Origin of the sequence: Actinomycetospora soli (assembly GCF_021026295.1) — a bacterium.
In the GTDB taxonomy this organism is placed as follows: Bacteria; Actinomycetota; Actinomycetes; order Mycobacteriales; family Pseudonocardiaceae; genus Actinomycetospora; species Actinomycetospora soli.
Map to the genome: position 1 here is coordinate 281,578 of NZ_JAJNDA010000007.1, position 22,677 is coordinate 304,254.

20 protein-coding genes and 1 pseudogene are annotated in these 22,677 nt (G+C 74.5%); 14 read left to right on the plus strand and 7 right to left on the minus strand.

Translation table 11 applies throughout. The features are described 5' to 3' along the window. Positions 1–17: 17 nt before the first annotated feature. From LN037_RS14285 to LN037_RS14300, 4 genes are read left to right on the plus strand one after another with little or no spacing between them, the layout of a single operon-like run. Entirely contained in the window at positions 18–2,525 is a 2,508-nt protein-coding gene (locus tag LN037_RS14285; RefSeq protein ID WP_230753611.1) for a glycoside hydrolase family 65 protein, read from the plus strand. A gap of 11 nt (positions 2,526–2,536) precedes the next feature. After that, positions 2,537–3,292: an HAD family hydrolase gene (locus LN037_RS14290; RefSeq protein ID WP_230753613.1), complete on the plus strand. Its 756-nt coding sequence runs from the start codon at positions 2,537–2,539 to the stop codon at positions 3,290–3,292. Between the two features lie 7 nt (positions 3,293–3,299). Continuing rightward, positions 3,300–4,337, plus strand: a complete 1,038-nt coding sequence (locus LN037_RS14295; protein ID WP_230753615.1) for an ROK family glucokinase — start codon at positions 3,300–3,302, stop codon at positions 4,335–4,337. After that, positions 4,334–5,797: a sugar porter family MFS transporter gene (locus tag LN037_RS14300; protein WP_230753617.1), complete on the plus strand. Its 1,464-nt coding sequence runs from the start codon at positions 4,334–4,336 to the stop codon at positions 5,795–5,797. Before LN037_RS14295 ends, LN037_RS14300 begins: the two co-directional genes overlap by 4 nt. A gap of 68 nt (positions 5,798–5,865) precedes the next feature. Here LN037_RS14300 and LN037_RS14305 read toward each other — a convergent pair whose 3' ends face one another. Both LN037_RS14305 and LN037_RS14310 read right to left on the minus strand, forming a co-directional pair. Next, entirely contained in the window at positions 5,866–6,909 is a 1,044-nt protein-coding gene (locus LN037_RS14305) for a 2,3-butanediol dehydrogenase (RefSeq protein ID WP_230753620.1), read from the minus strand. Between the two features lie 37 nt (positions 6,910–6,946). Further along, positions 6,947–7,705, minus strand: coding sequence for an SDR family NAD(P)-dependent oxidoreductase (locus LN037_RS14310; RefSeq protein ID WP_230753623.1), 759 nt, complete (start codon positions 7,703–7,705; stop codon positions 6,947–6,949). A 210-nt stretch (positions 7,706–7,915) separates the two neighbouring features. On the opposite strand from LN037_RS14310, the gene LN037_RS14315 reads away from it, so the two are divergent. Genes LN037_RS14315 through LN037_RS14325 form a run of 3 tightly spaced genes read left to right on the plus strand, consistent with a single transcriptional unit; the run spans position 7,916 to position 11,232 of the window. Beyond that, positions 7,916–8,995 carry a thiamine pyrophosphate-dependent enzyme gene (locus LN037_RS14315; RefSeq protein ID WP_230753626.1) on the plus strand — a complete coding sequence of 360 codons (1,080 nt, stop codon included), beginning with the start codon at positions 7,916–7,918 and terminating at the stop codon, positions 8,993–8,995. After that, positions 8,992–9,960 carry an alpha-ketoacid dehydrogenase subunit beta gene (locus tag LN037_RS14320; protein WP_230753628.1) on the plus strand — a complete coding sequence of 323 codons (969 nt, stop codon included), beginning with the start codon at positions 8,992–8,994 and terminating at the stop codon, positions 9,958–9,960. Before LN037_RS14315 ends, LN037_RS14320 begins: the two co-directional genes overlap by 4 nt. A gap of 9 nt (positions 9,961–9,969) precedes the next feature. After that, entirely contained in the window at positions 9,970–11,232 is a 1,263-nt protein-coding gene (locus LN037_RS14325) for a dihydrolipoamide acetyltransferase family protein (RefSeq protein ID WP_230753631.1), read from the plus strand. On the opposite strand, the gene LN037_RS14330 is transcribed toward LN037_RS14325, so the two are convergent. Beyond that, positions 11,218–11,673, minus strand: coding sequence for an Lrp/AsnC family transcriptional regulator (locus LN037_RS14330; RefSeq protein WP_230753633.1), 456 nt, complete (start codon positions 11,671–11,673; stop codon positions 11,218–11,220). The two genes, LN037_RS14325 and LN037_RS14330, sit on opposite strands and share 15 nt — an antisense overlap. Before the next feature lie 39 nt (positions 11,674–11,712). Here LN037_RS14330 and LN037_RS14335 point away from each other — a divergent pair, with 39 nt between their 5' ends. The 7 genes from LN037_RS14335 to LN037_RS14365 all read left to right on the plus strand — a co-directional run bounded on the left by LN037_RS14335 (position 11,713) and on the right by LN037_RS14365 (position 17,258). After that, a complete protein-coding gene (locus LN037_RS14335; RefSeq protein ID WP_230753636.1) occupies positions 11,713–12,882 on the plus strand; it encodes a glycosyltransferase family 4 protein in 1,170 nt (389 codons plus the stop codon). Positions 12,883–12,892: 10 nt separating this feature from the next. Then, on the plus strand, positions 12,893–13,936 hold the full coding sequence (locus LN037_RS14340) for an NUDIX hydrolase (protein WP_230753640.1): 1,044 nt from the start codon (positions 12,893–12,895) through the stop codon (positions 13,934–13,936). Positions 13,937–14,020: 84 nt separating this feature from the next. Continuing rightward, positions 14,021–14,929 (plus strand): pyridoxal 5'-phosphate synthase lyase subunit PdxS, encoded by a 909-nt coding sequence (gene pdxS / locus LN037_RS14345; protein ID WP_308286150.1) that lies wholly within the window; start codon positions 14,021–14,023, stop codon positions 14,927–14,929. 45 nt (positions 14,930–14,974) lie between these two features. Next, positions 14,975–15,619, plus strand: a complete 645-nt coding sequence (locus LN037_RS14350; protein ID WP_230753643.1) for a hypothetical protein — start codon at positions 14,975–14,977, stop codon at positions 15,617–15,619. A 52-nt stretch (positions 15,620–15,671) separates the two neighbouring features. Continuing rightward, positions 15,672–16,094, plus strand: a complete 423-nt coding sequence (locus tag LN037_RS14355; protein ID WP_230753646.1) for a hypothetical protein — start codon at positions 15,672–15,674, stop codon at positions 16,092–16,094. Between the two features lie 7 nt (positions 16,095–16,101). Next, on the plus strand, positions 16,102–16,740 hold the full coding sequence (gene pdxT / locus LN037_RS14360; RefSeq protein WP_230753648.1) for a pyridoxal 5'-phosphate synthase glutaminase subunit PdxT: 639 nt from the start codon (positions 16,102–16,104) through the stop codon (positions 16,738–16,740). 32 nt (positions 16,741–16,772) lie between these two features. Next, entirely contained in the window at positions 16,773–17,258 is a 486-nt protein-coding gene (locus tag LN037_RS14365; RefSeq protein WP_230753649.1) for a winged helix-turn-helix transcriptional regulator, read from the plus strand. Between the two features lie 13 nt (positions 17,259–17,271). On the opposite strand, the gene LN037_RS14370 is transcribed toward LN037_RS14365, so the two are convergent. The 4 genes and pseudogenes from LN037_RS14370 to LN037_RS34130 all read right to left on the minus strand — a co-directional run. Further along, positions 17,272–20,256 (minus strand): hypothetical protein, encoded by a 2,985-nt coding sequence (locus tag LN037_RS14370; protein WP_230753651.1) that lies wholly within the window; start codon positions 20,254–20,256, stop codon positions 17,272–17,274. 189 nt (positions 20,257–20,445) lie between these two features. Next, complete coding sequence (locus LN037_RS14375) at positions 20,446–20,949, minus strand: PaaI family thioesterase (protein ID WP_230753653.1); 504 nt, start codon at positions 20,947–20,949, stop codon at positions 20,446–20,448. A 62-nt stretch (positions 20,950–21,011) separates the two neighbouring features. Beyond that, positions 21,012–22,484, minus strand: coding sequence for an HNH endonuclease signature motif containing protein (locus tag LN037_RS14380; protein WP_230753655.1), 1,473 nt, complete (start codon positions 22,482–22,484; stop codon positions 21,012–21,014). Between the two features lie 41 nt (positions 22,485–22,525). Next, a pseudogene (locus LN037_RS34130) lies at positions 22,526–22,677 on the minus strand (IS256 family transposase); the annotation flags it as partial.

A 22,677-nucleotide genomic window follows, 5' to 3' on the forward strand; every position in this document is an offset into this window, starting at 1 on the left:
GCAGGAGGAGACCGACGGTGACCACCGACGAGCCCACCGGGCACGACCCCGACGGCTGGACGCTCACCTGGCGGGGCATCGACCCCGAGGAGGAGGGCCTGCGCGAGGCGCTCTCGTCCACCGGGAACGGCTACTTCTGCACCCGCGGGGCGGCGGAGTGGGAGGAGACCGACCCGCCCAACCACTACGCGGGGACCTACGCCCACGGCGCCTACAACCGGGAGACGACGATCCTCGGCGGGCGGCCGGTGCTCAACGAGGACCTCGTCAACCTGCCCAACTGGCTCACCCTCATGCTGCGCATCGAGGGCGAGGAGGCCATCACCCTCGACAACGTCGAGGTGCTGGACTACGAGCACTCCTACGACATCCGCACCGCCCTGGTCACCCGCACGCTGCGCTTCCGCGACCGCAAGGGCCGGGAGACGAGCCTGCGCAGCCGCCGCTTCATGTCGATGGCGCACAGCCACCAGGCGGCGCTGGAGTGGGTGCTCACCCCGGAGAACTGGTCCGGCCAGATCGGCATCGTCACCGCGATCGACGGCCGGGTCGACAACAACATGGTCGCCCGGTACCGCGACCTCGAGGGCCGCCACCTCGACCCGGTCAGCCCGCGGACCTTCGGCCCGGAGATCATCGCGCTCAAGGTCCGCACCCGGCAGTCGAACCTCTACATCTCCGAGGCGGCCCGCACCCGGGTCGCGCGCAGCCGCGGGCGGTCGTGGCAGGCCGTCGAGCCGAAGCGCACGTTGCACCAGATGAACGACTACATCCAGCAGGTCCTCGAGCTCGAGGCCCACGAGGGCGAGTCGATCAAGGTCGAGAAGCTGGTGTCGTTCTTCACCAGCCACGACAACGCCATCACGGAGACGCTCACCGCGGCCGGCCGCCACGTCGAGCGCTACCCCGACTTCGCGGAGGCCTTCGCCGAGCACGAGTCCGCCTGGACCGAGCTCTGGGACGTGTGCGCGATCGACCTGCCGTCCGAACCCCGCGTGCAGCTGCTGCTGCGCTTCCACACCGCGCACATCCTGCAGGTCTGCTCGCGGCACACCGCCCGCCACGACGCCGGGGTCCCGGCCCGCGGGCTCAACGGCGAGGCCTACCGCGGGCACGTGTTCTGGGACGAGCTCTACGTCTACCCGTTCCTCAACTTCCGCCTCCCGGAGATCACCCGCGGGCTGCTGATGTACCGCTACCGGCGGCTCGCGGAGGCGCGGGCGGCGGCGGCCGAGGCCGGGTACTCGGGCGCGATGTTCCCGTGGCAGTCCGGCTCCGACGGGACCGAGGAGACGCAGGTCGTCCACCTCAACCCGCTCTCGGGCCAGTGGGACCCCGACCACTCGCACAACCAGCGGCACGTCAACGCGGCGATCTTCTACAACGTCTGGCAGTACTACCAGGCCACCGACGACCTCGAGTTCCTGCGCGACTACGGCGCCGAGCTGATGCTCGAGATCGCGCGCTTCTGGGCCTCGATCGCGCACAAGAACCCGCAGACCGGGCGCTACGAGATCCACGGCGTCATGGGCCCCGACGAGTTCCACGAGGGCTACCCGGGTGCCGACACCGGCGGGCTGCGCAACAACGCCTACACCAACGTCATGGTGGCGTGGATCTGCTCGACCGCCCCGAAGGTGCTCGACCTGCTCACCGCCAGCCGCCGCCGCGCCCTGCGCAGCCGCCTCGGCATCACCGACGCCGAGATCGCGCGCTGGGAGGAGATGACGCGGCTGATGTACGTCCCGACGCACGACGTCGGCGACGGCCACCGCGTGATCAGCCAGTTCGAGGGCTACGAGGCCCTCGAGGAGCTGGACTGGGAGGGCTACCGGGCCAAGCACACCAACATCCAGCGGATGGACCGCATCCTCAAGGCCGAGGGCGACGACCCGGACCGCTACAAGGTCGCCAAGCAGGCCGACACGGTGATGCTGTTCTTCCTCTTCTCCTCCGTCGAGCTGCGCGAGGTGCTCGACCGGCTCGGCTACGGCGAGATCGCCGACGACCCGGACTTCGCCCGCCGCGCGATCGACTACTACGACCACCGCACCTCGCACGGCTCGACGCTGTCGCTGGTGGCGCACGCGGCGGTCCTCGCGGGCATCGACCCGTCGTCGTCCTGGGACCGCTTCCTGGTGGCGCTCGAGTCCGACGTCGGCGACGTGCAGGGCGGCACCACCAAGGAGGGCATCCACATGGGTGTCATGTCGGGCACGCTCGACCTCCTGCAGCGCGCGTACGTCGGGTGCGACGTGCGCGACGGCGTCCTGCAGTTCGCGCCGCGGGTGACCAGCCGGCTCGACGGGCTGCGCTACTCCATGGTCTTCCAGGGCACCTCGCTGCAGGTCTCGGTGACCGGCGGCGAGCTCGTGGTCGAGGTCGCCACGGAGGGCTTCTCGCACCCGATCAAGGTCGACCTCGGCGGCGAGGTCCGCGAGATGAAGGCGGGCGACCGGGCCGCGGTCCGCCTCGTCGACGACCCGTCGCAGATCCCCGGTCCCACCGAGCTCGAGCACGTCTGAGAGGAATGATCGTGACTGCATCCGGTGCTTTTCGAGGCGGCATCTTCGACGTCGACGGCGTCCTCGTCGACTCGCCGCACGAGCAGGCCTGGCGGGAGTCCCTGCAGGAGCTCATGGAGGGCCCCTGGTCGGACATCCGCGACCGGACGTCCTGGACCCCGGAGGCCTTCACCTCGGAGGTCTACCACCAGCGCATGTCGGGGAAGCCGCGGAAGGCGGGAGCCACCGCGGCCCTCGAGTACTTCGGGGTGCCCGACGTCGAGGCCCGCGTCGCCGAGTACGGCGAGTACAAGCAGGACATGATCATCCGGCTGATCAAGGAGGGCCGGTTCTCGGCCTACGACGACGCGGTGCGGTTCGTCATCGCGGTGAAGAACGCGGGCATCCCGATCGCCGCGGCCTCGTCGTCGAAGAACGCGAAGCTGTTCCTGGAGAAGATCGACCTCGCGAACTACGGCGGCTCCGGGAACCTGCACGAGGTCTTCGACGTCGACGTGTCCGGCCGCGACTTCGCCCAGGGCAAGCCGCACCCGGAGATCTTCCTGACGGCGGCGGAGGAGCTCGGTGTCGAGCCCGGGGACGCCTTCGTCTGCGAGGACGCCACCAACGGCATCCAGGCGGCCAAGGCCGGGAAGTTCGCCGCGATCGGGGTCGCCCGGGCGGACGACTCCGACGCGCTCGCGGGCGAGGGAGCCGACATCGTGGTCACCGACATGTCCACCATCGACGTCGACAAGCTGGCGTCCCACGAGCTGTCGACGAAGTAGGTGGGTCATGACGGGAGACGCGGCGGAGCGGGGCTCGCCCCCGCCCGCTAGCCCGGGGGACGTCCCCGACGACGGGCTCACCGTCGGTGTGGACGTCGGCGGCACGAAGATCGCGGCCGGCGTGGTCGACGGGAAGGGCACGCTGCTCGCCCACACCCGGCGCGAGACGCCCGCCCAGTCCACCGAGGGCGTGCTGTCCGGGATCGCCGACGCGGTCCGGGAGCTCGCGGCCACGCACGAGGTGCACGCGGTCGGCATCGGCGCGGCGGGCTTCGTCGACGCGAACCGCTCCACGGTGATGTTCGCGCCGAACCTCGCCTGGCGCGACGAGGACCTCCGCTCGAAGCTCTCGGCCGAGCTCGGCCTGCCCGTCGTCGTCGAGAACGACGCGAACGTGGTGGCCTGGTCGGAGTCGCGCTTCGGCGCCGGCCGCGACCACGACGACCTCGTCGCCATCACCATCGGCACCGGCGTCGGCGGCGGGATCGTCGTCGGCGGGCGGCTGCTGCGCGGGGGCTTCGGGGTGGCCGCGGAGATCGGCCACATCACGATGGTCCCCTACGGCCGGCGCTGCGGGTGCGGCCTGCAGGGCTGCTGGGAGCAGTACGGCTCGGGGCGCGCCCTCGTGACCGAGGCCCGCGAGATCGCCCGGCACTCGCCGGCGTTCGCGGCCGGCCTGCTCGACCGTGCGGGCGGCGACCCGGACGACATCACCGGGGAGATGGTCACCGAACTCGCCCAGCGCGGCGACGTCGGCGCCCTGCACTGCTTCGACGAGATCGGTCGCTGGATCGGGCTGGGCTGCGCCCAGCTCGCGGCGGTGCTCGACCCGTCGTTGTTCGTCATCGGTGGCGGGGTGTCCGAGGCGGGGGAGGTGCTGCGGAGCCGCGTGGAAGCCACCTTCCGCGGGCACCTCACCGGCCGCGGCCACCGTCCGGTGGCGGAGGTACGCCTGGCCGAGCTCGGCTGGGAGGCGGGCATGGTCGGCGCGGCCGACCTGGCACGGACACATCCCGACACCGCTGTCACGAGAGGGACGTCATGACCACTGATTCGCCGGCGGGCCCGGGGGGCTCGTCGGTCTCCGGCACCCCGCCGAAGACGACGACGAAGGCCGTCCTGGTCTCCATCGTCGCCGCTGTCGGCGGCTTCCTGTTCGGCTTCGACTCCAGCGTCATCAACGGTGCCGTCGACGCGCTGAACAACCAGTTCGGCCTCACGAACTCCCCGCTGCTCGCGGGCTTCACGGTCGCCTGCGCCCTGCTCGGCTCCGCGGTCGGCGCGTGGTTCGCCGGACCCGTCGCCGACCGCTACGGCCGGGTGCGCGTCATGCTCATCGCCGCGGCGATGTTCGCCATCAGCTCGATCGGGTCCGGTCTCGCCTTCGCGGTCTGGGACCTGATCATCTGGCGCATCATCGCCGGGATCGGCATCGGCATCGCGTCGGTCATCGCGCCCGCCTACATCGCCGAGATCGCCCCCGCGCACATCCGCGGCCGGCTGGGCTCGCTGCAGCAGATGGCGATCGTGCTCGGCATCTTCGTCGCACTGCTCTCCGACGCCCTGCTCGCGGGCGTCGCCGGCGGGGCCGCGAACGAGTTCTGGATCGGGCTCGAGGCGTGGCGCTGGATGTTCCTGGTCGGCGTCATCCCGTCGGTCATCTACGCCGTGCTCGCCCTGCGGATCCCCGAGTCGCCGCGCTACCTCGTCGCGAAGGGGGACCTGGAGAAGGCCGGCCAGGTGCTCCACTCCGTGGAGGGCTCGCGGTCGATGGAGTCGGTCCAGCACAAGATCACCGAGATCGCCGAGTCGCTGCGCCGGGACGTGAAGCCGTCGCTGCGCGACCTCACCGGTCAGCGCTTCGGGCTCAAGCCCATCGTCTGGGTCGGCATCCTGCTGTCGGTGTTCCAGCAGTTCGTCGGCATCAACGTGATCTTCTACTACTCGACGACGCTATGGCAGGCCGTCGGGTTCTCGGAGTCCGACTCGTTCACCGCCTCGGTGATCAACGGTCTGATCAACGTGCTGTCGACCATCGTCGCGATCCTCATCGTCGACAAGGTCGGGCGGCGGCCGATGCTGCTGGCCGGCTCGATCGGCATGACGATCACGCTGGGCGTCATGGCGGTCGCGTTCTCGCAGGCGGTCCCGACCGTCAGCGAGAGCGGTGAGGCGACCGTCGGCCTGACCGGCGCCTGGGGCCCGATCGCCCTGGTGGCGGCGAACCTGTTCGTCGTCTCGTTCGCGATCACGTGGGGCCCGGTGGTCTGGGTGCTGCTCGGCGAGATGTTCCCGAACTACCTGCGGGCCGCCGCCCTCGCCGTCGCGGCCGCCGCGCAGTGGCTCGCGAACTTCCTCATCACCGTGACGTTCCAGTCGCTGGCGGACGTGAGCCTCACGCTCGCCTACGGGCTCTACACGCTCTTCGCGCTGCTCAGCTTCGTCTTCGTCTACAAGGCCGTGGCGGAGACGAAGGGCAAGGAGCTCGAGGAGATGGTGGCCTAGCCCGGCTCCGTCCCGTGAGCACGTCCCGTGGCACCGCCACGGGACGTCCTCACGGGGCCGCAGGCCACCTACAGGTCGATCAGCACCTTCATCCGTGCGCCCCGGCGCAGCTCCTCGTAGACCCGGAGCAGGTCGTCGAGGGGCGCGTGGTCGACCCACCCCTCGGGGCTGATCTCCCCGCGGGCCATGGAGTCGATCACCGCGCGGTAGTCGTCGTCGGTGTAGGTCAGCGAGGCGACGATCTGCGCCTCGCCGAGCAGCAGGGCCGTCGGGTTGAGCTCCATGGCCTGCTCGTGGATGCCCACGACGAGGATCTTCCCCTGCGGTGCGAGCGCCCCGATCCCGGTGAGGATGGCGGCGCCCACGCCGGCGGCGTCGAACACCACGTGCGCGCCGAGCCCGTCGGTCGCCTCCGCGGCGGCGGTGGCCACCTCGGTCTCCGTCGGGTCGATCACCCGGCTCGCACCGAGCGTCGTCAGGATGTCCCGGCGGGCCGCGGATGGGTCGCTCGCGATGATTTTCTCCACCCCCCGGGCGCGGAGCGCGAAGAACAGCCCGACGCCGATCGGGCCGAGCCCGGCGATCACGGCGCACTGCCCCGGCTCGATGCCCGACACCTCGACCGCGTGGTACGAGACGGCCATTGGCTCGACGAGCGCACCCATCTCGAGCGAGACGCCCTCGGGCAGCGCGAACACCATGCTCTCGGGCAGCACGGTGAACTCCGAGAGCCCGCCCCCGTGCCCGGACAGCCCGTGGAACGCGAGCACCCGGCAGGTGTTCGGCGACCCCGCCCGGCACGACGGGCACTCCCCGCACGTGATCGTGGGCCGGGCCGCGACCCGGTCGCCCTCGGCCACCCGCGTCACGCCGGAGCCGACCGCGACCACCGTGCCGGAGAACTCGTGCCCCAGGACGACCGGCGCGCTCACCCCGGTCTGCGGGTGCGGCTCGACCGGCACGAACGTCTCCGCGGAGAAGTACTCGTGCAGGTCGGAGCCGCAGACGCCGTTGTGCGCGACGCGCAGCTTCACCTGCCCGGGTCCGGGCTCCGGTTCGTCCAGCTCGGAGATCCGGACGTCGTGGGGACGGTGGTAGACGGCGGCGCGCATCGGTGCGTTCCTTCCTGACGACGGGTGGGTGGATGGGTCAGCCGCTCATGCCGCCGTCGATGGCGAACGTCGTGCTGGTGACCATCGAGCTGGCGTCCGAGGCGAGGTAGAGGGCCGCCTGCGCGATCTCGTCCACCGTCGTGTGCCGGCCGAGCGGGATCATCGCGTCGAAGTCGCGGGCGGCGTCGGCCTGCGACTTGCCGGTCGCGGTCATCTCGATGTCGTCCTGGAACGGCGTCGAGGTCGGCCCGGGGTGCAGGGTGTTGACGCGGATGCGCCGGCCCGCGACCTCCTTGGCGGCCGAGCGCATGAGGCCCACCTGGCCGTGCTTGGCGGCGACGTAGGCGGAGAGGTCACCGAACCCGACGAGCCCGACCACGCTCGAGGTGATGATGACGCTGCCGCCGTCGTTCATCCGGGGCAGCGTGTGCTTGAGGACGTGGAACGCCCCGCCGATGTGCACGGCGAGGGTGCGCGCGAACACGTCCTCCGGGTAGTCCGGGATCGTCGCGACCGCGCCGGAGATGCCCGCGTTGGAGAACACCACGTCCAGCGGGCCGAAGCGATCGACCCCCGCGGTCACCGCGGCGGCGACGGCGGCGGAGTCGGTCACGTCGGCGACGACGGCCAACGCGTGCTCCGACCCGATCTCCTTCTCGGCGGCCTCCAGCGCGGCCCGGTCGATGCCGACGAGGACGACCTTCGCGCCCTCGCGCACGAAGAGCTTCGCCGAGGCGAGCCCGATCCCGCTCTCGCCGCCGGTGATCAGGGCGACCTTGTCCTGGAGCTGCGTCATGGGAGCAGTGGTAGGGGATCGGTCCGTCGGTGAGCAAGGCCACACTGCCCGACCGGTCAGGGCGTTCGAACGATCATCCGGTCATGACGGCGTTCTACTGGACATGAGCGCAGGAGGGGCGCATGCTGATGCACACATGGCCAGTCCGACTCCCGGAGACCCCGGGTGTCGGACGGTGTCGAGGCACCGCGACCCGGTGGAGAGACCGCGATGGAGACCACGACCACGTACGTCCTGCTCGGCACGGACGGGCGGCTGACCGACGACCCGGCCGCCCGCGACGTGACCCCCGAGCTGTGCCGGGACCTGTACCGCGACATGGTGCTGGCCCGACGGGTGGACTCCGAGGCCTATCACCTGCAACGCCAGGGCGAGCTCGGGCTCTGGCTGCAGTCCCTGGGGCAGGAGGCCGCCCAGGTCGGCTCGATCCGCGCGATCCGCGACTCCGACCCGGTGTTCCCCTCCTACCGCGACCACGCCGCCGCCCTCTGCCGCGGCATCGGCCCGGAGGCACTGCTCGCGCAGTGGCGCGGGGTCCGGCAGAGCGGCTGGGACCCGGCCGAGCACCGCTTCGGCGTCTACACCCTGGTGCTCGGTGCCCAGCTGCTCCACGCCGTCGGCTACGCGATGGGCGTGCAGCGCGACGGGTCCGACGACGTGGTCCTCGCCTACTTCGGCGACGGCTCGTCGAGCGAGGGCGAGGCGAACGAGGCGTTCAACTGGGCCGCGACGGTGCACGCCCCGGTCGTCTTCTTCTGCCAGAACAACCAGTGGGCCATCTCCACCCCCACCGGCCGGCAGTTCGGCGCCCCGCTGCACCGGCGGGCCGCCGGGTTCGGCCTGGCCACCGAGCTCGTCGACGGCAACGACGTGCTCGGGGTCCACGCGGCGACCCGGCGGGCGGTCGAGGCCGTCCGCCGCGGCGGGGGACCGGCCCTCATCGAGGCGACGACCTACCGGATGGCCGGGCACTCGACCTCGGACGACCCCACCCGCTACCGCACCGCGGCCGAGCTCGACCACTGGCGGGCACGCGACCCGGTCGACCGGCTCCGGGCCCTGCTCGACGACCGGGGCTGGGCCGACGGGGCGTTCCTCGCCGACCTCGACGCCGAGGCCGACGCCCTGGGCGCCGAGACCCGGCGCGCGTGCCGGGCGCTGCCCGATCCCGACCCGACGGCGATGTTCGACCACGTGCTGCCCGGCGGCTCGCCGACGGTCGACCGGCAGCGCGACGCCTACGCGGCCTACCTGGCCTCGTTCGAGGACGCGGTCGAGGAGGCCCGATGACCACCACCCTGTCCCGCGCCATCACCACCGCCCTGCACCACGCCCTCGAGTCCGACCCGTCGGTACTCGTCATGGGGCAGGACGTCGGCGCGCTCGGCGGCGTCTTCCGGGTCACCGACGGCCTGCAGAAGGACTTCGGACCCGAGCGGGTCGTCGACACCCCGATCGCCGAGGCGGGCATCGTCGGCACCGCGATCGGGCTCGCGCAGCGCGGCTACCGGCCGGTGTGCGAGATCCAGTTCGACGGCTTCGTCTACCCGGCGTTCAACCAGATCACCTCGCAGCTCGCCAAGATCCACGCGCGCACCGCGGGCCGGATCACGCTGCCGGTGGTCATCCGCATCCCCGTCTCCGGCGGCATCGGCGCGGTGGAGCACCACTCGGAGTCGAACGAGGCCTACTTCGCCCACACCGCAGGGCTGCGGGTGGTCACCGCCGCCACGCCGCAGGACGCGCACTGGCTGCTGCGGCAGGCGATCGAGTCCGAGGACCCGGTCGTGTTCTTCGAGCCGAAGTGCCGTTACTGGTCCAAGGGCGAGGTGGCCGACGAGCCCGACCTCCCGCTCGACGCCGCCCGCGTCGTGCGTCCCGGGACCGACCTGACCCTGCTGACCTGGGGGTCGATGGTCGAGACCTGTCTCGCCGCCGCGGCGGCGGCCGAGGAGGAGGGCCACGACCTCGAGGTGGTCGACCTGCGCTCGCTCTCCCCGATGGACGTGGACGCCCTCACCGCGGCGGTCGACCGCACGGGCCGCGCGGTCGTCGTCCACGAGGCGCCGACCTTCGGCGGGCTGGGCGGCGAGGTGGCCGCGACGCTCGCGGAGCGCTGCTTCGACCGGCTCGAGGCCCCGGTCCGGCGCGTCGGCGGGTTCGACGTGCCCTACCCGGCCGCCCGCCTCGAGGCCCATTACCGCCCGGACCTCGACCGCGTCCTCGACGCCGTCGACCGCACGCTCGCGTACTAGGGGGCCGTCGTGACCAGCGAGACCTTCCGCCTCCCCGACGTCGGGGAGGGGCTGACCGAGGCCGACGTCCTGACCTGGCACGTCGCCGTCGGCGACACCGTGACGGTGAACCAGACGATCGTCGAGGTCGAGACGGCCAAGGCCGCCGTCGAGCTCCCGTGCCCGTTCGGCGGGACGGTGCGCGAGCTCCTCGCCGCCGAGGGCGACACGGTCGCCGTGGGCGCCCCGCTCATCACCGTCGCCACCGGGGCCGAGCCGGAAACAGAGCTCGCGCCGGAACCGGAGCCCGAGCGGTCGGAGCCCGAGCAGGGCTCCGGGAGCGTCCTCGTCGGCTACGGCACCAGCGCCGCCGCGACCCGGCGTCGGCGGCGGCGACCCGCCGCGCCCGAGCCGGCCCGACCCGCCGTCGGGACGAACGGACCGAACGGGACCGGGCCGCGTGCGACGCCGCCGGTGCGCAAGATGGCGAAGGACGCCGGGGTCGACCTCGCCGAGGTGTCCCACGACGGCGAGCGCATCTCGCGCGAGGACGTCCGCCGCCACCTCGAGCAGGCGACGACGCCGTCGGACCCCGGGGAGACGCGCGAGCGGATCGCCGGCGTGCGGAAGGCGACCGCGGCCGCCGTCACGACGAGCGCGTTCACCGCCCCGCACGTCACCGAGTTCCTCACCGTGGACGTCACCGCGACCGTCGAACGCGTCGCGCTGCTGCGGGGGCACCCGGCGTTCGCGTGGGTGCGGGTGACGCCGTTGCTGCTGGTCGCGCGGGCGCTGCTGTCGGCGATCCGGCACCACCCGGAGGTCCACGCCCGCTGGGACGAGGCGAACCAGGAGATCGTCCGGCTCCGGACGGTGAATCTCGGGATCGCGGCCGCGACCGACCGCGGGCTCATCGTGCCGAACGTTCCCGACGCCGGGTCGCTGACGCTGCCCGGGCTGGCCCGGGCGCTGGAGGAGCTGACGACGACCGCCCGCGCCGGTCGGACCACGCCCGAGCGGATGCGCGGCGGCACGGTCACGATCACCAACGTCGGGGTGTTCGGGGTGGACGCCGCCACGCCGATCCTCAACCCCGGCGAGTCCGCGATCCTGTGCGTGGGCGCGATCCGGCGGCGGCCGTGGGAGTACCGCGGCGAGGTCGCGCTGCGCGAGGTGACCACGCTGTCGCTGTCGTTCGACCACCGGCTCGTCGACGGCGAGCTGGGCTCGAGGGTCCTCGCGCGGGTCGGGGCGGTCCTGGCCGATCCCGCCGGGGAGCTACTCCTCGACTGATCCGGTCCGACGACGGGTGTCGAGGATGATCATCGTCTCGCTGTGCTGGAAGTCCGCCACCGACCAGACGTCGGCGAGCAGCACGTCGCGCAGGTGGTTCTGGTCGCGGACGAGCAGGGTGAGCACGAGGTCCCAGCGCCCGGTGACGAGCTGGATCGACCGGACCTCGGAGATGCCCGAGAGCAGGTCGATCGTCGTCTCGACCGGCTTGCCCTGCCGCAGCTCGATCGCGACCATCACCTCGAGGCCGTAGCCGAGCGCCGCCGGGTCGACGTCGAGGGTCCAGCCCCGGATCACGCCCCGCTCCTGCAGGCGCTCCAGGCGCTCGCCGACCGCGCCGGGGGACATGCCGATCGCGCGCGAGAGGCTGCGGGCCGAGGCGCGCGGGTCGGCCCCGAGCAGCCGCAGCAGCTGCCGGTCGACGTCGTCCACCTGGGCCATCGGTGCACGGTACTCCCGGCTCCCGGCAGACTGTGGGCAATGCGCGTCGGCATCGTGTGTCCCTACTCGCTGGACGTGGCGGGTGGCGTGCAGGCGCACGTGCTGGACCTCGCCCGGGCCCTGCGCGGGCTCGGCCACCACGTCGACGTGCTCGCACCCGCGAGCGAGTCGACCCCGGTCCCTGAGTTCGTGACGCGGGCCGGCCGGGCCGTGGCGATCCCCTACAACGGGTCGGTGGCCCGGCTGACCTTCGGACCGGTGTCGATGCACCGGGTGCGGCGGTGGCTCGCGGCGGGCGCCTTCGACGTGCTGCACCTGCACGAACCCACCGCCCCGAGCCTCTCGATGCTCGCGCTCGCGGTGGCCGAGGGGCCCGTCGTCGCGACCTTCCACACCTCCACGCCGCGCTCGCGCACGATGCTCGCCTTCCAGCCCGTGCTGCGACCGCTGCTGGAACGGGTGACGGCGCGGATCGCGGTGTCGCCGCTGGCGCGCCAGGTCTACGTCGAGCACCTCGGCGGGGACGCGGTGGAGATCCCGAACGGGGTCGACGTCCCGGCGCTCGCGGCCGCCGCCGCCGAGCCGCTCGTCCGCCCGCACGGCCCCGCCACCGTCGGGTTCGTCGGGCGCTTCGACGAGCCGCGCAAGGGGCTGCCGACCCTGCTCGAGGCGCTCGGCCCGCTGGACGCGCGGCTGCTCGTCGTCGGGCGCGGCGACGTCGACGACCTGCGCCGCCGGCTCCCCGCCGCCCTCACCGACCGGGTCGACGTGCTCGGCGCGGTCGACGACCGCACGAAGGGCCGCGCCCTCGGCGCCATGGACGTGCTCGCCACCCCGAACACCGGTGGCGAGAGCTTCGGCATCGTCGTGGCGGAGGGGCTCGCCGCGGGCACCCCGGTGGCCGCGAGCGACATCGAGGCGTTCCGCCGGGTCCTCACCGACCCCGCCACCGACGAGCCCGCCGGCCTCCTGCTCCCGCCGGAGGACGCGGCCGCCTGGTCGGCCGCGCTCGCCGACCTGCTCGCCGACCCGTCCCGACGACGGGCACTGGCGGCGGCCGGGCGGGCGCGGGTCCGGGCCTTCGACTGGAGCGCCGTCGCGGCCGCGGTGCTGCGCGTCTACGAGGTCGCCGTCGCCGCCGACCCGCGCCGCGTGGGGGCCGCCGCGGAGCCCGCCCTGGACGCCGGGCCGGGCCCGGTGCGCCGGTAACCTCCCCGGGGTGAACCTGTTCGGGCCGGGCGGATGGGTCCTCGTCGTCGTCATCGCCGTCGTGATCGTGCTGCTGCTGGTCACGGCCCTCGTCGCGATCGGGCGGGCGCGCCGGCTCGACCGGCTGCACGTCCGCGTCGACGCCGCGCGGCTGGGCCTCGTCGCCGCGCTCGACCGCCGGGCCGCCGTGGTCCGCGCGGTCGCCGCCACGGCCCCGCCCTCGGCGCTCTCGCCGACCGACCGGCGGGCGCTGCGGGCGGCCGCCCGCGCGGCGGAGGCCGCCGGGGACGGCGCGGGCCGCGAGGCGGCCGAGAACGACCTCGTCGGGCGCCGCGGCCCCCTGGAGACCGCGACCCTGCCCCCGGACCTGTCGGCCGAGCTCGCCGACGCCGACGCGCGGGTGGTCGTGGCCCGCCGGATCCACAACGACGCGGTGCGCGACACCCGGGCGCTGCGCGGACGGCGGATGGTGCGCGCCCTGCGGCTGGCCGGGACCGCGCCCTACCCGGAGTACTTCGAGATCGCCGAGCCGGTCGCAGACACCCCGGGCCCCGACGAGGCCGAGGGGCCCGCGGTCGCCCGGGACGCGGCCCGCGTCGTCGTGCTCGACCCCGACGAGCGGGTGCTGCTCTTCGAGGGCGTCGACCCGGCCCGGCCCACCGAGACGTTCTGGTTCACCCCGGGCGGCGGCATCGAGCCGGGGGAGGAGCCCGCCCGGGCCGCGGCGCGCGAGCTGCACGAGGAGACCGGCGTGGCGGTGGGCGGGACCGACGAGCTCGCGGGCCCGGTCTGGGTCCGGGACGTGCTCTTCAGCCACGACGGCGTCGCCTACGCCGCCCGCGAACTGTTCTTCCTGCTCCGCGTCGACCCGACCCCCGAGATCGACGTCTCCGGGTTCACCGAGCTCGAGCGCCGCACCGTGCGGCGGCACCGGTGGTGGACGCGCACCGAGCTGGCCGCGACCGTGGACGTCGTCTACCCGCGCCAGCTCGCCGACCTGCTCGGGGACCCGGGCTCGGTCGACCCGGCCGATGCGCCGGTCCCCATCCAGTAGGGCGTGACCGATGACGCCCTGACGATGTCGGGGGTCGCGTTTAGCATCGGGCAGGAACCCACCGTCGTCGTTGGAGGCCCGCTCGTGACCCGCCCGACCCAGACCACCACGCCCCAGACCGGCTCCGACGGGGTGAAGCGCGGCCTGGCCGACATGCTCAAGGGCGGCGTCATCATGGACGTCGTCACCCCGGAGCAGGCGAAGATCGCCGAGGACGCCGGCGCCGTCGCCGTCATGGCGCTCGAGCGGGTGCCCGCCGACATCCGCGCCGACGGCGGCGTCGCCCGGATGTCCGACCCCGAGATGATCACCGGGATCGTCGAGGCCGTCTCCATCCCCGTGATGGCCAAGGCGCGGATCGGGCACTTCGTCGAGGCCCGGGTGCTGCAGTCGCTCGGGGTCGACTACGTCGACGAGTCCGAGGTGCTCACCCCGGCCGACGAGGCGCACCACATCGACAAGTGGGCGTTCACCGTGCCCTTCGTCTGCGGTGCCACCAACCTCGGCGAGGCCCTGCGCCGCATCGGCGAGGGCGCGGCCATGATCCGCTCGAAGGGCGAGGCCGGCACCGGCAACGTCGTCGAGGCCACCCGCCACATGCGGGCGATCCGCGCGGACATCCGCCGGCTCTCGCGGATGGACGCCCAGGAGCTCTACACCGCCGCCAAGGAGCTGCAGGCACCGCTCCCGCTCGTGCAGGAGATCGCCGAGTCCGGTCGCCTGCCCGTCGTGCTGTTCACCGCGGGCGGCATCGCCACCCCGGCCGACGCGGCGATGATGATGCAGCTCGGTGCCGAGGGCGTGTTCGTCGGCTCCGGCATCTTCAAGTCGGGTGACCCGGCCCGGCGCGCCGAGGCGATCGTCAAGGCCACCACATTCCACGACGACCCCGACGTGATCGCCAAGGTCTCGGCCGGACTCGGGGAGGCCATGGTCGGGCGCACCACCAGCGACCTGCCCGACTCCGAGCGGCTCGCCACCCGCGGCTGGTAGGAGCCCGCACGGGGGCCACACACGGGGATGGGAGGATCGCGGGCGATGACCGCGGAGACGAACCAGGGCGCCCGGCGGCGCGTCGTGCCGATGCAGCCGGTCGACGCGCCCACGGACGTGCTGCCGGTGGTCGGCGGCCCGGCCCGGCCGGTGCCGCCCGCGCCTCCCGCGCCTCCCGCGCCTCCCGCGCCTCCCGCGCCTCCCGCGCCTCCCGCGCCTCCCGCCCCGCCCGGGCCCCCTCCCGCCCCTCCTGCTGCTCCCCGGTCGCAGCCCCGTGCCGCGGCGCGGGAGCCCGAGCCGGAGCCGGCGGAGCAGCCCGAGCGGCGCGCCGGGATGGGCATGCCCGCCCTGGTGCTGGGCCTGCTCGCCGCCGGGACCGCGTGGAGCGGGTGGGCCGGGGTGGTCCTCGGGCTGTTCGCCGTCGGCGCGGGCTTCCTCGGGGCGCGTCGGGCGTGGCGGGGCCTCGCCACCGACGGCGCCTACTCGCTGGGCGGGCTCGTCCTCGGGCTCGTCGGTCTCGTCTGGGGCGGGGTCGTGGTCTCGCAGACCCTCTTCGGCACCGGCGCCTTCGGCGACGGCCTGACCCTCGACCAGTGCCTCCAGCAGGCCTACGGCGCCCACGAGATGCACATGTGCAAGTCGCAGCACATCACCGAGTTCAACCAGCGGTTCCCGAACGCGGCCGAGTAGGGCCGAGCAGGGCCGTCCGGGCGGGATCGGGCCGCGTGGGACCATCCTGCGCATGACGACCTCCCGGCCCGCCGACGTCTCGCGCGACCGGGAGGGCCGCGGGCTCGGCGGCTGGGGCACACCGGCGCTGGTGCTCGGCGTCATCGCCGTCGGGACCGCGTGGGTGCTGGGCTGGGTCGCCGTGGTCGCCGGACTGGCGGCCGTCGTCGTGGGATTCATCGGGGCGCGTCGGGCGTTCCACGACCCGGAGCGGTCCGGCGGGGCGGCCCTGGGCGGGCTCGCCCTCGGGCTCGTCGGGCTGATCTGGGGGCTGGCGGTCGTCGTGCCCGCCCTGCTCGGGAACGGCACGTTCGGCGAGGGCCTCACCCTCGACGAGTGCATGGCCCAGGCGAACGGACAGCAGGAACAGCGCATGTGCGCGACACAGCACCTCGACGAGTACCGCGCCCGGTTCCCGGGCCGGGCCAACATGTAGGAGACCGATGACCGTGACGACCGGGGGCGGGGCGCCACCGCCCGTCGGCGTCCTCGCGCTGCAGGGCAACGTCGCCGAGCACCTCGATGCGCTGCGGGCGTGCGGCGCCGACCCGCGCCCGGTGCGGCGCCGGGCGGAACTGGACGAGGTCGCGGGCCTCGTGCTCCCGGGCGGTGAGTCGACGACGCTGTCGAAGCTGCTCGTCGCGTTCGACCTGCTCGAGCCCCTGCGCGCCCGGCTGGCCGCCGGGATGCCCGCCTTCGGGTCGTGCGCCGGGATGATCCTGCTGGCCCGCGAGGCCATCGACGCCCGGCCCGACCAGCACCAGCTCGGTGCGCTCGACGTCGTGGTGCGGCGCAACGCGTTCGGGCGGCAGGTGCAGTCGTTCGAGTCCGACCTGGCCGTCACCGGCATCCGCGGGGGACCGGTCCGCGCGGTGTTCATCCGGGCGCCGTGGGTGGAGTCCACCGGTCGCGGCGTCGAGGTGCTGGCGCGCATCCCGGGCAGCGCGGGCGGCCCGGCGTCGGGCAAGGTCGTCGCGGTCCGCCAGGGTCCAATCATGGCGACCGCGTTCCACCCGGAGCAGACCGGCGACGCCCGCCTGCACGACCTGTTCCTCCAGCGGGTGCGCGAGTACACGGCCTGAGTCCCGGCCCGCCACCCAGCTATCCTCGTGACATGGCGGGCGCGGAGGGCATGGACTGGCGCGAGCTCGACTCCGCGACCTGCTCGATCGCGCGGACGGTGAGCGTGCTCGGCGAGCCGTGGACGGTGCTGGTGCTGCGCGACGTCGTGAACGGCGTGCGGCGCTTCGACGAGCTCGTCGACCACCTCGGCATCGCCCGCAACGTCCTCACCCGCCGGCTCACGACGCTCGTCGAGGCGGGCCTCGTCGAGACCCGGGAGTACCGCGAGCCCGGGCGCCGCGCGCGGCGGGAGTACCGGCCCACCGCGGCGGGCTACGACCTGCGCCCGGTCCTGCTGGCGCTCATGGCGTACGGCGACCGCCATTCGGCGGGGGAGGCCGGGCCGCCCGCGATCCCGGTCCACGAGTGCGGCGCGCCCGTCACGCTGCAGGAGGTCTGCGCGGACGGGCACGTGCTGGCCCCGACCGACCGGGTCCGGGTGGTCCCCGGACCCGGCGCGCGACGCCGCCCGGCCTGACCCGTCGTCGGGGTCAGTCCTCCGCGCCACCCGCGTCGGAGGTCCCGTTCTGCCCCCGCGTCCCGCTCGCGGCGTCGTCGCCGCCCGCGCGGCCGCCGGACCCGCCGTCGCCGCCGCGCGAGGTGGCCTCCCCGGAGATGCCGGACGTCGCACGGCCCGCGTCGCCCCCGTCCCCGCCGTCCCCGCCGTCACCGGACGGGGCGGTCGCGGTGGCGGTGTCGTCGTCGGTCGTGGTGGTCCCGGCGCCGCCCGCGCCGCCGCGACCGCCGGTCCCGCCGGCTCCGCCGGAGCTCTGCGCCCGGGCGGGGGCGGTCGAGTCGCCCGCGTCGCCGCCGTCCCCACCGTCGCCGCCCCGGGCACCGGAGCCGCCGGACGCGGCGCTGCCGGTCCCGCCCTCGGCGGACGCGGTCCCGCCGTCCCCGCCGCGACCGCCGACCCCGCCGCCGCCGGCGAAGCTGCCGCCGCTCAGCGTGGACGCATCGACGTCGCCGCTGTCGCCGCCCTGTCCTCCGACGCCCCCGGCGCCTCCCCGGCCTCCGGTCGCCGTGGCCGCGCCCCGGGTCGAGCCGGTGCCCGCGGTCGCCTCCGCCGTGCCGCCGGCGCCGCCCGCGCCGCCGCTCCCGCCGAAGCCCCCGAGCGCGGCGCTCGTGCCGATGCCCGTGCCCGGTGTCCCGGCGTCGCCGCCGTTCCCGCCCGTCCCGCCGGCCCCGCCGTCGCCGGCACGGGCGGTGGCCGCGCCGCCCGCACCGCTCGCCGCGGTGCTGCCGGTGGTGGCGCCGGTGGCGGCGTCGACGGTCGTCGCGGAGCCGCCCGCCCCGCCGTCGCCGCCGACGGCGGCAGCGTTCTGACCGCCTGCGCCGGCGCCGCCGGCCCCGCCGTTCCCGGCGCGCACCGACGAGCCCGAGGGGACGCCGTCGGCCCCGTCGGCTCCGGTACCCCCGGCCGGACCGGCGGCGCCGGTGGCGGTGGCCGACCCGCCGTCGCCCCCGGTCCCGGCGGTCGCGGTCGAGGCGGCGTCGCCGGTCGCCGACGCATCGCCCCCCGCGCCCCCCGCGCCGCCGGTGGCGACGACCGTGTTCGTGGCGGCGTCGTAGGTGCCGGTGGGGGAGGAGTAGCCGGCGCCACCGCGGCCGCCGGTTGCCGTGGCGGTGCCGGCGGCGCCGTCGGTCCCCGACCCGGCGGACACGCCGTTGACGGTGGCAGCGCCGCCCTCACCACCGCGGCCGGCGGTGGCGGTGGCGTTCTGACCGTTCCCGCCCGTCGGGGCCTGCGCGGTGCCCGCCGCGCCGTCCGCGCCGGTGGCGGTGGCCGCCTGGCCGGAGCCGCCCGCGCCCCCGGTCGCCGTGGACGCGGCGCTGCCGGTGGCGGTGGCGGTCCCGCCGCGTCCGCCGTCGGCGCCGGTCGCGACGACGGTGTTCGTGCTCGGGTCGAGGGTGCCGGCCGCGGTCGTGCCCCACGCGTTCCCGCCGCGTCCCCCGGTCGCCGTGGCCGTGCCGGTCGAGCCGGCGGCGCCGGGGCCGGAGGTCACGCCGTTGACCGTCGCGGTGCCGCCCGTGCCGCCCCGTCCGCCGGTGGCGACCGCGTCCTGCCCGTCGCCCCCGGCCGGGTCGCCCGCGGTGCCGTCGGCGCCGTCCGTGCCGGTGGCGGACGCCGATCCGCCCGCGCCGGCCCGTCCGGCGGTGGCGGCCGAGCCGCTGTTGCCGACCGCCACGGCGTTCCCGCCGCGACCACCGGCTCCGCCGGTGGCGACGAGGGCGCCGGTCGTCGGGTCGACGGTGCCGGTGCGGTCGTCGTACCCGGTCCCGCCGGAGCCGGCCACCGCGACAGCCGTGCCCTGGGTGCCGCCCGGGCCGGTGACGCCGCGGCCGTTCACCACGCCGCGTCCGCCCGCGCCGCCGGTCCCGGCGATCGCGGTGGCGTCCTGTCCGGCACCGCCGTCCGGGTCGGCGGCGGTGCCGTCGAGGCCGTCCAACCCGGTCGCGTCGGCGTCACCGCCCCGGCCGCCGGTGGCGACGTCCCGGCAGCGGCCGTAGCAGACGGCGGTGCCGCCTGCGCCGCCGTTGCCCGCGGTGACGGTGCCGGTGCCGACGGCGTCGCCGCCGCGGCCACCGGTCGCGACGTTGGTGCACACGCCGAGGCAGTACGCGGTGCCGCCCCGGCCGCCGTTCTGGCCGTTGCCGCCGTTCGCGCCCGTGGCGACGTTCGTGCAGGTCCCGATGCAGTACGCGGTGCCGCCCTGGCCGCCGTTCACCCCGGGCTTCCCGACCGCGACGTCGGTGCAGGTCCCGAAGCAGAACTCGGTGTTGCCGGTCCTCGAGGAGTACTTCACGAACCCGGCGCCGCGGGTGACGGTGTAGCCCGACCACGACTTCGGCAGCCAGCCCCCCGGCGCACCGGTCGCGGCCGGTGAGGTCGGGGCCTGCCCGGCGGACCCCGGCGCTTTGTTGGCGGACGCCGGCGCCGTGGCGGTGGACGTCGGTGCCGTGCCGGCGGATGCCGGCGCCGTGGCGGCGGACGTGCGAGCGACGGTCGCCACCGGGCCCGTACCCGTCTCCCGGGCCGCCGCGTGCACCGCGCCCGACCGGTCCACCGCCACCACGGACGGCGCGAACCCGACCGGCACCGACCCACCCGACGTCCAGCCGCCGGACCCGGTCGGTACGACGGCCGAGACCGTCCCCGACCCCTTGTCCGCGGTCAGCACCCGCTTCGAGGTCGCGTCCCACACCACCGCCACGGGGGTCGCCCCGACGCCGACCGTCTGCACCTGGCGCAGCCCGCCACGGCCGTCCGGCACGAACACCCGCACCGCCGACGCCACCGGGTCGGCCTGGAACACCGTCGAGGACACGGGATCGACCGCGACCGCGTGCGCCGGCCCCCCGGCGGCGCCCCCGGTCGTGCCGCCCACGACACCGGCGGGCGACGCCTGCGACGGCGTCACCCCCAGGACCAGCGCGAGGGCGGCCGGTACGCCGACCAACGCTCCGGCCGCCACCCGACGTCGAGAACCCTTGCGATGCCGACCTGCCACGGCGATGACCCCTCGTGAGAACCCGCAGCAGGACCCGGTCCCCCGACCACCCTGCTGTCGCGCGCACGACGGTATGGATCACCGCTTGCGGTCGAGAATGGACCTAGGTCCACTGCCGATAGCCCGAACGAGTGACGACGCCGACGCGTCGGGTCAGGCGAGGATCAAGCAGCTGGACGTCGCCTCGCCGAGCAGTCGGCCGGTGGTGTCGGTGATCGACGCCCGGGCGAGTGCGACCCGTCGTCCGGACGACACCACGACGCCCTCGCAGCGCACCGGTCCCGTGTCCGAGGACATCGGGCGGAGGAAGCGCACGCTGAGGTCGAGGCTGGTGTAGCCCACGTCGGCGGGCAGGGTGGACTGGACGGCGCAGCCGCAGGCCGAGTCGAGCAGGGTGGCGAAGACGCCGCCGTGGACCGACCCGATGGGGTTGTAGTGGTACTCGGCCGGGGTCAGCGTGAACACCACCCGCCCGGCCTCGACCGACTCCACCCCGGCTCCGATCGTCGCCATGATCGGCGGCGGCGGGAGCTCGCCCGAGACCAGTGCCTGCAGGAACTCGAGTCCGGTGCGCCCGGCCATGTTCCCGGCGAGCGCGCGGGGGTCCTCCCACGTGTAGGCGCGTTCCCGGACGACGGGTGGGGTGTCGGTACTCACCGAGCCTCCTGAGTTGCGTGTCGAGACTCAGACAGTAGCGCAGCCGTCCGTGGCGACCCACGTCAGAAGGGCGGGTCGTCGTCGAAGGGGTCGCGAGGCTGTTTCTGCCTTTCGCGTCGGCGTCGGTCGATGTCGTGCAGGGTCTGTCGTTGGGCGTCGGTGGTGTGGCCGTGCTTGTTCGTGCGGGGACGCCACGGTCGCTGGGGTCGGGGTTCGCCGCGGGTGTCGGTGATGCCGTGGTCGAACCGCTCTCGCGGTACCGGCCGGAGTGGTCGGTAGGGGTCGGGTTCGACGACGTGGTGGGTGCCGGTGGGCGCGGTCCACAGGAAGGTGCCGGGGCGGGTCTGGCGGACGGTCCAGCCCGAGGCGGGTTCGTGTTTGCGTAGGTGGTCGCCGATCGAGAGGGCGCCGAGGTTGTCGGCCTGGGTCGGTCCGCCCAGGGCGTGGTCGTGGGTGTGGTCGATCGCGCACGCCACGGCGGGCACGGTGCACATGGGGAACCGGCAGGTGCGGTCGCGGGCGTGGATCCAGCGGGTCAGCTCGGCGCCGGGGAACCGGTGGTTCGCCTCGCGGGTGCTGTGGGCGGGGTGCTCCTCGGGTGGCCGTTCCCGGGCGGCGGCGAGTGCGCGTCGGGTGCGGCGGGCGAGTTCGGCCCAGATACCCACGAGGTCGTCGGGGAGGCCGTCGACCTCTGAGGTGTTCGCGGTGAGTTCGACGACCTGCCGCCGATAACGCGGGTCCGCGCCCGGCGTGCGTGGAGGCGTGACGAGCAGGACGTGCTCCAGCTCCCCGTCCTCGTTGTAGAGCAGCACCCGGAACTGGGCGCAGGTGCGGGCCCAGACGGCGCGGTGGGCGTCCCAGCCGGTGACGGTGCCGACGCGCACCTGGCCGTGGGCGCGGTCGAGTCCGAGCGCGCACGCCAGGGTGGTGCGGGTGGTGGCGGGGCTGAACACCAACCCGCGGTCGGTCATGCGTGACGCCAGGCCCGGTGGGTCGACGCCGCGGACCCGGGGGTCCGGCTCGTCCAGGGGCGGTGGGTCGGGTTCGGGGTCACCGGGCTGCCATCCCGACCGCGCGCCAGGCGCACCGGGAACCTCCGGGTCCTCGGCCGGTTCCTCACCGCGGTCTGGAGTGCTGCCGACCGAGCCGTCGCCGCCGTCATCCGGCTCGCCGTCGCTCAGGTCGTCGCCGGAGTTGTTGTCCGCGCCGCGGTGATCCGCGCTGTCCTCGCGGCCGCAGCTCGGCGGGTCGTCGTCGGTCGGGTCGTTCTCGGCGGGCCCGGCGTCGTGGGAAGTGCCGCCCTCATCGGTTGGGTCACCGTCAGCGGCCGGGCCGTCGTCGTCGGGGTCGCCGTCGTCGGGGTCGCCGTCGTCGGGGTCGCCGTCGTCGGGGTCGCCGTCGTCGGGGCCGCCATCGGAGGGGCCGCCATCGGAGGGGCCGCCGTCGGGGCCGTCGTCGTCGGGGCCGCGGGGAGGCGGGGGTGGGGTGAGGTCGGCGACGACCTGCTCGAGGACCGCGAGGTCAGAGCGTGTCACGATTCCCGTGTAAGCAACGGGACGCTGATTGTCGGAATGTATCAGAGCTTGAGGCGTCCGGGGAAATGGACGACCAGTGTGTTGAGCGCTATTTTCCAGCCGTGGGTGCCTGTGCCCGACTCTCCGCCGCGGTTGCTCGATATGTTGCGAAGCCCGAGGTAGAGCAGCTTCATCGCGGCCTCGTCGGACGGGA